This is a genomic window from Clostridium sp. Marseille-P3244, assembly GCF_900120155.1.
GTDB lineage: Bacteria > Bacillota > Clostridia > Lachnospirales > Lachnospiraceae > Mediterraneibacter.
In genome coordinates, this window is sequence record NZ_LT635549.1 from 843,898 (window position 1) to 856,704 (window position 12,807).

Sequence of the window (12,807 nt, forward strand, 5' to 3'; positions counted from 1 at the left end):
TGAAATTAAAAGTTATTGAAACAACATAAAAAATGTTGTTTTAGCAATTATTGGAAGCGAAAAAGGAGGATGTAAGATGAAAAAAAGAAAAATTGCGGTATTGTTGTGTTCATGCCTGCTGGCCGGACTTCTTGCAGGCTGTTCTGGAGGAAATAGTGAGACGGAAGATACTGGCTCAGATAGCGGCAGCCAGGGCGGAACGATTTATGTAATGACCCCTGCGCCTGATCACGGATTTACTGGCCAGGTCGGTTCATATGCTGAAGAAATGGTAGATGAGATCAAAGCAGAAGGAAAATATAATGCGTATCTGTATACGGCAAGTGACGGTTCTACCCAGAATGACCAGGTGGATGAGATCATCGCGAACGGAGATGCGGCTGGTGTGGTATTTTTTGCACAGGATGATTCTGCCGCGGCCGGAGAAGAGGCGCTGACAGCAGAAGGAATTCCGTGGCTGTCTTTTGACCGTATTATCGAGAGTACTCAGGACGATTCGATTCTGGCGTATTCAGGGAATAACTGGTATGTGGGGGCAGCGTGCGCTTATTGGTGTGTGGCAAACGGGATGACACCGGACAGCACACTGGTACAGTTCACAGGGGATACTTCTTCTGCCTGCCAGTATCGTACAGAAGGCTTCCAGAACTTCCTTCTGGGAGAACAGGACTATTATGATTCTGAAAACGATGTTACATATTCGATAACAGATGTTGCGGATGCGGCATGGACACAGGAAGAGGTGGACGCCCTGTTTGGCGGAAACGCATATTTTGAATATGAGTGTGCATGGTCCAATGACAATGCGAAGCAATACATTGAATCGGACCTGTCTTCGTGGATCGAAAGCGCACAGGCAAGCGGCAGCATGTATGTCTTTTCCATGGATGATGAGATGACCATGGCATTTCTCGAGATCCTGAATGATAATACATTTAGTGATGATATAAAGCAGTCACTTGCGGATCTGAATGTATATGCGACAGCTGTTGGCGGAATGGAAGAACTGTATACAGTCTTAAGAGGAGAGGATGAGGCGCTGAGTCCGATTGCTGATGAGTATTTTGATGGATTGATGTCAGCCGACTTCAATCCGAATATGATTAATTCAGCTATTCAGTATATGGTAGATTACCTTGATGGAAACTGGGAGTTCCAAAATGGCGATACGGCATATGAGGATACATTTATTGTTGATTCCAGCAATGCATCCGAGTATGAAGGATTCCTTGGCCGTTAAATACAAGACTGAAGAAATAAGCGCCCTGAATGGTTGTCCCTTTGGGGCGCTTTTCAAAACCGGAAAAGGAGAACATCTATATGGACCTATTAGAAATGAAAAATATTTCAAAATCGTTTTATACGACACAGGTTCTCTTTGATGTGGATTTTTCAGTGAAAGAGGGAGAGGTCCATGCGCTTCTGGGAGAGAACGGAGCGGGAAAGTCTACGCTTATGAACATTCTGGGCGGTGTACTTTCACTGGATCTGGGCGAAATAAAATTTAACGGAGAACGTGTCATCAGCCCTACGATCAAAACAATGGAAAAGCTGGGAATCGCTTTTGTGCATCAGGAGTTAAACGTGATCAATGATCTGCGCGTTTATGAAAATATTTTTCTTGGAAAAGAAAAAACAGCAAAACTGGGAAAGCTCAAGAAAAAGGAGATGATAGAGGAAAGCGCGAAGCTGTTTGAAATGCTGGGGCTGGAAATGGATCCGGCGGCAGTTGTGGAAGAACTGAAAACATCTGAAAAACAACTGCTGGAAATATGCAAGGCGTTATATTTTAACGCAAAACTTCTGATACTGGACGAACCGACTACGGCATTAAGCACAGAGGAGATAAAACACTTGTTTGCTATAATAAACAGGTTAAAGGAACAGGGGAAATCCTTTATTTTTATTTCTCATAAAATGCCGGAGATTTTTGAGATAGCCGACCGCTATACGGTGCTCCGTAACGGAAAAGTAACAGCTGCCGGAAAAATTTCCGAAACATCTCCGGAAGAAGTAACAAAATACATGGTGGGTGTATCGGCGGATGCAGGTGATACATATATAAAAAGAGAGCTGAGAGATGAGATCCTGCAGTTAAAAAATCTTTCCGGACCTGGATTTGACAATCTGTCTTTTACAGTAAGGAAAGGTGAGATCCTTGCGCTTACCGGGCTGGCAGGCTGCGGAGCCAGCGAAGTTCTGGAGTGCATTTTCGGAGCAGTGCCGATTTACAGCGGTATGCTGACAATCCAGGGAAAGAAGGAGAAAAGAGCAGGGATCAAGAACCGGATGAAGAGAGGAGTGGCCATGCTCCCTTCAAACCGGAAGGAAAATTCTGTGATCCCTGATATGACGATTCTGGAGAATTTTTACTGCGCAGAGCATATTTTATCCAACTTTATGCAGCATATATTTAAAAAACGCGAACAGAAAAAATTTTCACAGATGAAAGATGTACTGAATATAAAGGCGGAATCATCCGGCTATTCTATTAATGCTCTTTCTGGCGGGAATCAGCAGAAAGTCTTTATTGCCAGGTGGCTGAATACAAACGCGGATATCCTGCTTTTTGATAATCCGACTCAGGGAGTTGATGTGGGGGCCAAGGAAGAAATTTATAAATTGATCCTGAAGTTTGCGGAAGAAGGAAAGACGATCCTGGTAAATACGCTGGAAATACCGGAAATTAAAAAAATCGCAGATCGTTGTCTGGTTCTCTATGAAGGGCGCCTTATCGGCGAATTTACACATGAAGAGATCGACGAGCACAGGCTCATGCAGTACGCGACGAATGCGATCAATGTATAGAGGAGCAGACAGATTATGAAAGAGAACAATGTAAAAGCAGGCAAAAAGGGTGGACGGTATATAAAAAATTTTATATATGAATATAGTTTTATTCTTGTCCTTCTGGTAATTTTGGTGATCTATTCTCTTGTAGTCAGCAACAGAGGATATACTTTTAACTGGAATCATATCGCCGCGATACTCAGCAGTACGACCGGAGCTGTGGTGGGTATAATAGCCCTTGGCATGGCATTTATCATTATAACGGGACAGATTGACCTTTCCGTTGGCTCTATGCTTGTACTGGTAGGAAGTTTTTCGGTGATCGTTTACAATATAACAGAGAGCATTCTTTTAACAGTCCTTTTCGCTGTTGCTGCAGGAGCATTATGCGGATTTATCAATGGCGCTCTTGTAGGATGGGGAAAGATGCCGCCGTTTATCGTTACCCTGGGGACAATGTTGATCTATCGCTCGATCGCAGAATACTGTGTGACGATTATAAATATTGATTATACAGGAAGTTCCTATAAATATCAGCTTTTGGACACTGCAGCCGGATATGATGTGCTTCGTACGATCGGTTCGGGAAGGATCTCCATTGGAGGTATTACGATTCCGTATATCACGCTTGTATTTCTGGTGTTGGTCGCGATTATGGTCTATATTAGTTCCTATACAAAATATGGAAAACGAGTCTATGCAATTGGAAGCAATGAAAAAGCATCACGTCTGACCGGGATCAATGTAGACTGGATCAAGATATCGGTTTTTGTCATCTGTGGTATTCTGACTGGTATCGCGTCCTTGATCCAGGCATGGAAAAATACGTCGATAACGCCGGCTTCTTCCGGGACAAGTTATGAAATGTATGCGATTGCAGCAGTTGTGCTTGGCGGAGTATCCATGTCCGGAGGCAAGGGAAAAGTGATCGGTATACTGTTCGGCGCACTATCTTATGCCACAATTGACCGTATTATTTCTGCCAGCGGTCTGGATATTTATATCCAGGGGACATTCCAGGGCATTGTCCTCATCTTGGTAGTTTTGGTCCAGACTCTTGCGCCTGTGATCAGCGGTAAGATTAAAACGATGAAACAGAGCAGAAAGAATGAAAAGTTGATTCAGAACATGGAAGAATAGGTCAAGAGAAAAGCTTCCATCCAGTAAAAACAATGTTTTATTATAATCGGTTCTGGGTTTTTCGAGGAGAAAGATCCAGGACCATTTTCGTTTCTGATATTTTGGAAATATGTGGTTGCCTTTCCGTTCTAGCCGTGTTATCCTAAGTCTACACAAACTAAGGCATGTTTTCTGTCATGCCGGATAAATCTATTAACTATGCCGCATGGCGGCAGAGAGTCTCATTTTCGGTGCCTGAGTTCCAGGCGTTGACCCGGCGATGAAACAGATGAAACACAGGATCACAGAGAAAACAGGTTACGCCTTTACACAGCATAAAGATATGTTAAAATCCCATTTTTGACAGTTGAAAAGAAAAAATGAGTGCCACAATCCTTGAAAATACTGGGGTTGTGGCACTTTTTGCTCTATACTTGAAATATAGTAATGTTTTATCTTCGCTTACTTTTTTTCTGGATCTCTTTCATTTTGCGTTTTGTTATAAATTGATAGTCTGTACGGAAGCCACATACATCATGAAGGTCATCCGTGATCCTTTGACGTTCATATACCGGCATAAAACCTTGTTCTTCTATATCGGCAAACTTCATGCTGCGCAGTACGTGCAGCAGCTGCTCTGTAGTACAGGGATTTTTTAATGTCTTTTTCAGCATCCGGAAATGCAGCAAAGCTAAAAAGCAGATGAGGAAATGGGCTTTTATCCGATCTTCACGGCTTACATAAACAGGCCTTGCGTCAAAGTCTGTTTTCATGGTCCGAAAGCAGTCTTCAATCTGCCATCTGCCTTCACTGACTTTCAGGATGTCTGCTACATCATCATCTAACAGGTCGGTACAGACGGCATAAAGCCCGTCATACTTTTCTTCTTCTGCGATCTTCTCGGGATCAAGATAGTAATGGATTTCCGCTTTTTCTCCTTCTTTTGTTGTTGCGATCTTATTTACGAACCTTGCAGGATCGTTGGGATTTTTTCGCTGCCTTTTCAAAGAGCCGCTGGCAACCATTTTTTCAGCACGGCTGACCTGCTCGGCACGGACAGCCTTCTGGTATGCGGCATATTTGGGGGAATAGGTTATGATCAGACGCTGATGGAGTTTCTTTGTAGTGTACGGTTCATCTTTATAAAAAAGGCCTTGTTTATCATCATCAGAAAGCTTCGTGATATCAACAGGGGAATCATCTGACAGACGTTTAAATCCTTTGGTGTCCAGGGCCCATTCCCGATCCTCTGCCGGAAGTTTTTTGATAGACTGTGTCACAATAAATGCACGCTGTCCAAGATGGTTGAAGGCTCGATTATCTTCAGAAGCCAGTCCGGCATCGCTGCAATAGATAAATTTCTGACAGCCGAACTGCTGAAGGATCTTTGTTTCCAGGGGCTTTAAGGACTTCTGCTCATTCTGATTGCCTGGGAAAAGAGAAAAAGCTAATGGAAGCCCATCTCCATCGGTAAACAGTCCCATCTGAATGATAGGATTGGGTCTGTGTTCTTTGCTCTTTCCATACTTTTTATCACCGTCTTCCTGCTCGGTTTCGAAATAGTAGTTTGTACAATCATAATAAAGCACTTTATCGTTTCTGTTCCCCATGAAAAAACTGTTCTTGTAAACTTCGGCCTGAATAAAATCGCTTTCTTTTGCGAGAACAGAAAGCGCGCGGTAGACATCATGAAGTTCATAAGTTGGTGCCTCCAGGAATTGCTGTGCAGCCTTGAAAGAAGAAGTTTTGCTGGAAGGCTCCAGGACTCTGGTATAGATCAGATCCGAGAGAATCGCATTCAGGTCATATTTAAATTTGTAACGATATCTGATCTTTCGGCAGATGGAATCCATCTTCAGACCATAATAAACAGACTGGAGGAAGAGATAACCGCCGGTAAAAAGTTTTTTTCTGTTATAGTCCATGAGCCTGTTAGAATGGAAAGGGATCGTAACAACTGCATCTTCCGTTTCTTTTTTATATTTTTCTGTTTCGATTCTTGCCTGTTCTTTTGCCCACGCCATGACGCCATCCCGGTCGGTGCCAAGACGTTCCGATAATTCGGCCAGGGTACCCAGTTTTTTAATTGTGGTAGAAGTGCTCTTACCCTGGGCATTTGTATAGGATTTTGTAATGTAAAAGGATTCGGAATTTTTTGATTTAGATGTAGTAACACGCATTGAAATCACCTCTATAATAATTATATCATATATCACTATATATTACTAGATAGTAAAACAAAAAATTTGACAAAAAAAGTACAGGCTCTATGCGGCCTGTAAGCACTTTTTTAATTATGCAACTGTCAAACTCCCGACCCGGCGATGAAACAGATGAAACACAGGATCACAGAGAAAACAGGTTACGCCTTTACACAGCATAAAGATATGTTAAAATAGAGATGTACATAGACGGCCTTTCCTGCAGGATCCTTTGTTTCCAGGAGGAAAGGAGAGAATCTATGGTACAGACAAACGACAATTTCATAATGCTTCCTACGGTGGATTTCTGCTTTAAAGAACTGATGCAGAATGAAAAGGTAAGAAAAGGATTTATTGCGGCTCTGCTGGAATTGCACATATTAGAGCTTGGAAAGCTTCCGGAGAAAGTGAGAAATGAAGAAGGGGTCATTCGGTGGATGCGCTTTTTTAACGGAAAGACCAGAGAGGATTTCAAAGAGATGGCGAAAACAGATAAATATATTGAAGAAGCATATAGTGAGTTGGAGAAGCTGAGCGCAGATGAGCAGAAACGACTGGAATATGAAGCCAGGGAAAAAGCTGTCAGAGATTATAATACTCTAATGGACAGCGCTGTGAAAGAGGGGCTCAGGCAGGGGGTGCAGCAAGGGCTTCAACAAGGGATTCAACAAGGGATCCAACAAGGAGTTCAACAGGGAATCCAGAGGGGGCGTCTAAGTGAAAGACAGGCTCTCATCAGACAAATGCTGGAAAATGGTATGAAGGCGGAGGACATTGTAAGATTTACAGGTATTACTCCGGAAGAGATTAAGACAGCGGAAAACTGTGGCATCAAACAGGAGGAACTATGAATTTAGACAGAGATAATATGCGGAAACTGAAGGAACTGATCCTGTTTACGATCGTGATCCTGATCGCTCTTTGGAACTACAGGATCCTTTTTGAATGGCTTGGATTTGCGGTGGGCATCATCACACCGTTTCTTCTTGGCGGAGGAATTGCGTTTATAGTGAATATACCCATGAGCTTTCTGGAGGAGAAGATTTTTGGTAATAAGTATCTGAAGGACAAAAAGTTCGCGCAGCGGATTGCCCGGCCTGTAAGTCTGGTTCTGACGATTTTTATCGTGATCGGTATTGTAGTGTTGGTAATGTTTGTCGTGATTCCGGAACTGACAAGGACGGTCCTTTCCCTTGGTAAAACGATCCAGGCATTTATCCCCCAGGCGCAGAGGTTTATAGAAGAACTGTTTACGGACAACAGCGAGATGAGAGCCTGGCTTGACAATCTGAATCTCGATGTGGGCAGATTAATGGACAGTGTAATGGCCTTCTTCCAGAACGGGGCAGGAAATGTTCTCAATTCGACGGTTTCCGCTATCGGATCTATTGTAAGCGGAGTGGCGACTTTTGTGATCGCATTTGTGTTCGCCTGCTATGTACTGCTCCAGAAAGAGAAGCTGGGGGTACAGGTGCAGAAAGTCATGCGGGCGTTTCTCCAGGAGAAAAGAGTAGACTGGTGTTTTGAAGTATTCGGACTGGCTTCCAAAGCTTTTTCCAGTTTTTTTACAGGGCAGTGTGTAGAGGCGCTTATCCTGGGAACTATGTTTTTTATTGTCATGAATATCCTGAACATGCCATATGCGCTTTTAGTAAGTGTGCTTATAGCATTTACGGCACTGATCCCTATTTTCGGGGCGTTTATCGGATGTTTTGTGGGCGCGTTTTTGATCTTGATGGTGGCTCCTCTGAAGGCTCTTATATTCGTCATTGTATTTCTGGTCCTCCAGCAGATCGAGGGAAACCTGATCTATCCGAAAGTGGTGGGGAGTTCTGTAGGTCTTCCCTCTATCTGGGTTCTGGCGGCAGTGACGATCGGAGGGAATCTGATGGGTGTTGTGGGAATGCTCATATTTATTCCAATTACATCTGTTGTGTACACTCTGTTCCGGGCAAGTGTATATAAGAGGCTGAGGAAAAAGCGTAATTCATAACGAAGTCATTCCCTCGGATGTCAGTGTGGCGTCTGTGTTTTGCCTTTTCTGATCAAGGCATCTGTGACACAGACGCTCTTTATATGTTATAATATTTTTAATCTGGGAAATTTCTTCCATTGCGAAGGCTGAATGTTCCGGTAAATACGGGCAGACAGCCGTTCTGTAAAAAGAAAGGATTTAGAATGTGAAAACATTGGGGATAGATATTGGCACTACCACGATCAGTATCATTTTATCAGATACCGATGACCGGCACTGCAGTAAGGCGTTGACAGTCCAGAATAAAAGCCGGATCAGGACACAGTACAGATGGGAAAAGGTTCAGGATGTGACAGGGATCATTGACTGTGCGGTTGAGGCTGCAGATGGGTATCTTAGGCGGTTCCCGGATATCAAGGCGATCGGGCTGACAGGGCAGATGCACGGGATTCTCTATCTCAACAGGGAAGGGAAATGCATCAGCCCATTGTATACGTGGCAGGATGGAAGAGGAAATATTCCCCGCCGGGATGGAAGGACGATGGTGGAGGCAGTTTATGAGAAATGTGGACTATATGTCCCGTCTGGATACGGGCTACTTACACATTTATTTAATATAGAAAATGGGATCGCTCCAGATCAGGCGGTATCGGTCTGTACGATCATGGATTACCTGGGTATGGTGCTGACCGGGAGAAGGACGCCTGTGGTTCATGTCACCAATGCGGCGGGCCTTGGTTTTTTTGATACGAGGAAGAAAAAATTCCTGACAGAATTACTGGAACAGCTAAAGTTAGATCCGGCGATTCTTCCGGAAGTGACAGAAGAGCCATATATACTGGGTGAGCACAGAGGAATTCCCGTTATGGCTGCCCTAGGGGATAACCAGGCCAGTTTTCTCGGAGCCGCGGGAGAGGCACCGAATACCTATCTCGTCAATATAGGAACCGGAGGACAGATTTCTGTGATTTCTGACAGGTATTATGAGATTGAAGGGATTGAGACAAGACCATTTGTGGGAGGGAAGTATTTGCTGGCCGGGTCATCGCTTTGTGGGGGAAGAGCATATGCGGTTCTGGAGAATTTTTTCCGGTCATATGTAAAGGCGGCAGGGTATGGAAATATTTCTCAGTATGAGATCATGGAAAAACTGGCCCGGGAGGCATATGGTGAGCACAGCGGGTTGGAGATAGTGACGACATTTAACGGAACCAGGTCAAAGCCGGAACTAAGAGGAAGTATTGCCGGTATCAGTGAGGATAATTTTACTCCGGGTGGTGTGATTTGCGGAGTTCTTAAGGGGATTGTACGGGAACTTTATGATATGTATATAGAGATACGCAGCTATACGGAGATCGGGATGGACCGCCTGGCTGCGTCAGGAAATGCTGTCCGGAAGAACAAAGTCCTTCAGAAGATTATTAAGGAAATGTTCCTTGCAGACCCTGTTCTTCCGGAAACGCTGGAAGAGGCAGCATATGGAGCTGCGGTATATGCGGGGAATATTTTGAAAAATACAGAACTAGAGGGAAGAACCGTATGATTAAAGTGATTGCAAGTGATATGGACGGGACGCTCCTGGGAGAGGACCACAGGATTGCGCCGGAAACGCTGGAGGCGGTAAAAGACGCGTGTGATGCGGGAATCCGTTTTATCATAACAACAGGGAGAGAATTTAAAGGTGCGATGCAGCAGCTGGAAGGGACAGGAATCGTGTGTGATTACATCGTGAGCAGTGGAGCGGAAGTCCGCAATCCCCGGAAGGAGATCGTGGCGTTACACCCCATGAACAGGGAGCTGTGCAGGCGGGTTTACGGGGAAATAAAGGAGTATCCTATTTCGGCAGTATTCTGTACAAGTGGCTGCAACTACTTTGTAGGAACACCGGAAGAGGGAGAGGAAAGCCTGATCCGTCAGATCCAGCTCTTTCATATGAATATGTGTCGTGACGAAGTGACAAAAACGGATCTCTACCGGGAAATGAAGGAACGCTCTGATGTGATCCCAAGCCTGGAAGAACTGGAAAAGACGGAAGTTCCAGTGTATAAGATTTTTCTGTTTACCGGAGATCTGGAAATGCTGGATCAGATCAGGCGAAGCCAGGAAAAGAATCCGGATATCGCGGTCTCTTCTTCTTTTATGACAAATCTGGAGATTACAGATATAAAAGCTCAGAAGGGACCTGTCCTGAAAGAGTATATCGAGTCTCTCGGATATACCATGGACGAGGTGATGGCTATCGGAGACAGCTTAAATGACCTGTCCATGCTTTCTATGGACTTTGGCGCTACAGTGGCAATGGGGAATGCGGACTGGAAGATAAAACGGGCGGCAAAATATGTAACGCGCTCGAACACAGAACAGGGGGTTGCCTGGGCGATACAGGAACTTTTGAAACGGCAGAATTAGCGGTTGCCGCCCTTGTTTTATGAAGGGATTTTCAGTATAATACCTCTGAATGTAACAGACAGTGAATGAAACGGGCATCGAAGCTGATTGGAATGATGCCGGGATACCAGAGATTGAGATGGATGAAACGATGAGATTAAGAAGTAAATTTGCTGTGAAGTGTGCAAAAGCCACGAGCAGCCTGATCAAAAAACTAAATAGAGGGAGCGGGGTTACACTGCCGGGTTATGTGGCCCGTCTGATCGATCCCAATATTCTGCGGGAGATGGCTTCCCAGGTGAGAGAAAAGACGATCGTTACAATGGGAACTAACGGAAAGACGACGACCAATGCCATCCTGAGCAGAGCTCTGGAGAGCGAAGGAAAGAAAGTCATTATCAACCGCACCGGGGCAAACATGTTAAACGGGATTATTTCGGCGTTTGTTCTGGAGACAGATAAGAAAGGAAATCTGGACGCGGACTACGCCTGCATCGAGGTGGATGAGATCGCTTCCGTGGGTGTTCTGCCCAAGCTTCTGCCGGACTGTGCCCTGCTGACCAATATATCAAGGGACCAGCTGGACCGTTTCGGGGAAGTGGACATTACGTACAATAAGCTGATGAACGCTGTAAAAAGTGTACCGGAGACAACGCTGGTTATCAACTGTGATGATATCCTGTCCTATTCTCTTGCGGAAAACAGCGGGAATCCATATGTGACCTATGGAATCAGCGAACAGATCTTTGACGATAGATCCCGTTCCGAGATCAGAGAAAGTATTTTTTGCCGAAAGTGCGGGAAAAAGCTGGAGTATGAATTCTTCCATTATGGACAGCTGGGAATCTATCACTGCCCGAACTGTGGATGGAAACGGCCGGATCCGGATTATACGGCGGAACATATTCAGTTTTCGGACGAATTTTATTCTTTTGATATAAACGAGCTGCATCTGGATCCCGCCGTACGTACTCCGTACAATATCTACAACACGCTGGCTGCTTACACTGCCCTCAGGACACTGGGCGCGGGATTTGCCGGTTTTAAACAGATGATCGAAGCGTTTGATTATGGAAATAACAGGGAAAGCATCTTTCAGATCGAAGGTGCCCGCGTTCAGCTTCATTTGGCAAAAAATCCGATCGGGTTCCAGCAGAAGGTATCTCTTGTGCTCAAAGATCCAAAGCCGAAGGATATCATTATACAGATCAATGACACCTATCAGGACGGAGAAGATATCTCCTGGCTGTGGGATGTGGATTTTCAGTATCTGGCTGACAGTAATGCCGGCAGAATCATTACGGCGGGAACACGCCGGCACGACATGGGGCTGCGCCTGAAATATGAAGATATTCCCTGTGACTCTACGACAGATATGAAAACAGCGGTTTTGGACTGCGCCAGGAATGGGACAAAGAATCTTTATGTAATTGTAAATTATTCCGGTCTGTACTGCACGAACCATCTGTTGTCAGAGCTGGAGAAAAGCGAAAATGTAGACGGATCGGGGAACGGTGGACAGGTTGAAACGAATACAAGAGGAATGGAAGGAGGTACGGAAGAATGATGAAACTGACGATCGGACATCTGTACCCGGACCTTTTGAACCTGTACGGCGACCGGGGAAATATTCAGTGTTTTCGTAAACGCCTTGAGTGGCGTGGTATTGAGGCGGATGTGGTTCCGTTTCTCTCAGGGGATAAGATCGATTTTACAAAACTGGATATCGTGCTCCTGGGAGGGGGATCCGACCGGGAGCAGGAACTGGTCTGCGGTTTTTTGAAGGATATACGGGAAGATTTCAAGACTTATGTAGAAGAGGGCGGTGTCGTCCTGGCAGTATGCGGCGGCTATCAGCTTCTCGGGAAATATTACAGGACGGACAAGAAGACGATCGAGGGCCTTTCCATCCTGGACATTACCACCGAGTGGCAGCCTGAGCGTCTTATCCGGAATATCGTACTCAACAGCCCGCTGTTTGAACAGCCGGTAGTAGGATTTGAAAATCATGGAGGAAGGACTTATATCGGGGATCATACACCGTTTGGAAAAGTGTTTTACGGGCTTGGAAATACGGGGAAGTCAGGATATGAGGGTGTTGTGTACAAAAATGTGATCGCCACATATCTGCATGGGCCTCTGCTTCCCAAGAACCCTCAAGTGTGCGATTATCTCCTGGAGAAAGCTCTGAAGAAAAAATATGGGCCGGAAGCGGAGCTTGCACCCCTGGAAGATGAGCTGGAGCGCAAGGCGAATCAATATATCGTGAGCAGATACAGCGACAAAAAATATATTCTGAAAGAAACCATCAAACGATACACTTAAAAATATGCT

The 12,807-nt window shown here is 44.9% G+C and carries 10 protein-coding genes; 9 read left to right on the forward strand and 1 reads right to left on the reverse strand.

Annotated elements, in window-relative coordinates:
• The first annotated feature begins 76 nt into the window (after positions 1–76).
• From BQ7367_RS05735 to BQ7367_RS05745, 3 genes are all read left to right on the forward strand, one after another.
• Entirely contained in the window at positions 77–1,240 is a 1,164-nt protein-coding gene (locus BQ7367_RS05735; protein ID WP_072524590.1) for a sugar ABC transporter substrate-binding protein, read from the forward strand.
• Between the two features lie 80 nt (positions 1,241–1,320).
• Complete coding sequence (locus BQ7367_RS05740; protein ID WP_072524591.1) at positions 1,321–2,808, forward strand: sugar ABC transporter ATP-binding protein; 1,488 nt, start codon at positions 1,321–1,323, stop codon at positions 2,806–2,808.
• A 15-nt stretch (positions 2,809–2,823) separates the two neighbouring features.
• Positions 2,824–3,930: an ABC transporter permease gene (locus BQ7367_RS05745; protein WP_072524592.1), complete on the forward strand. Its 1,107-nt coding sequence runs from the start codon at positions 2,824–2,826 to the stop codon at positions 3,928–3,930.
• 431 nt (positions 3,931–4,361) lie between these two features.
• Here BQ7367_RS05745 and BQ7367_RS05750 read toward each other — a convergent pair whose 3' ends face one another.
• Positions 4,362–6,089, reverse strand: coding sequence for an IS1634 family transposase (locus BQ7367_RS05750; RefSeq protein WP_072524485.1), 1,728 nt, complete (start codon positions 6,087–6,089; stop codon positions 4,362–4,364).
• A gap of 281 nt (positions 6,090–6,370) precedes the next feature.
• Here BQ7367_RS05750 and BQ7367_RS05755 point away from each other — a divergent pair, with 281 nt between their 5' ends.
• The 6 genes from BQ7367_RS05755 to BQ7367_RS05780 all read left to right on the forward strand — a co-directional run bounded on the left by BQ7367_RS05755 (position 6,371) and on the right by BQ7367_RS05780 (position 12,798).
• Positions 6,371–6,961, forward strand: coding sequence for a PD-(D/E)XK nuclease family transposase (locus tag BQ7367_RS05755; protein WP_072524593.1), 591 nt, complete (start codon positions 6,371–6,373; stop codon positions 6,959–6,961).
• A complete protein-coding gene (locus BQ7367_RS05760) occupies positions 6,958–8,103 on the forward strand; it encodes an AI-2E family transporter (RefSeq protein WP_072524594.1) in 1,146 nt (381 codons plus the stop codon). The genes BQ7367_RS05755 and BQ7367_RS05760 overlap by 4 nt, the downstream gene beginning before the upstream one ends.
• Before the next feature lie 187 nt (positions 8,104–8,290).
• On the forward strand, positions 8,291–9,628 hold the full coding sequence (locus BQ7367_RS05765) for a sedoheptulokinase (RefSeq protein ID WP_072524595.1): 1,338 nt from the start codon (positions 8,291–8,293) through the stop codon (positions 9,626–9,628).
• Positions 9,625–10,494, forward strand: a complete 870-nt coding sequence (locus tag BQ7367_RS05770) for a Cof-type HAD-IIB family hydrolase (RefSeq protein WP_072524596.1) — start codon at positions 9,625–9,627, stop codon at positions 10,492–10,494. Before BQ7367_RS05765 ends, BQ7367_RS05770 begins: the two co-directional genes overlap by 4 nt.
• Positions 10,495–10,624: 130 nt before the next feature.
• A complete protein-coding gene (locus tag BQ7367_RS05775) occupies positions 10,625–12,040 on the forward strand; it encodes a MurT ligase domain-containing protein (RefSeq protein WP_072526095.1) in 1,416 nt (471 codons plus the stop codon).
• Positions 12,040–12,798: a type 1 glutamine amidotransferase gene (locus BQ7367_RS05780; RefSeq protein ID WP_072526096.1), complete on the forward strand. Its 759-nt coding sequence runs from the start codon at positions 12,040–12,042 to the stop codon at positions 12,796–12,798. The genes BQ7367_RS05775 and BQ7367_RS05780 overlap by 1 nt, the downstream gene beginning before the upstream one ends.
• Positions 12,799–12,807: the final 9 nt, after the last annotated feature.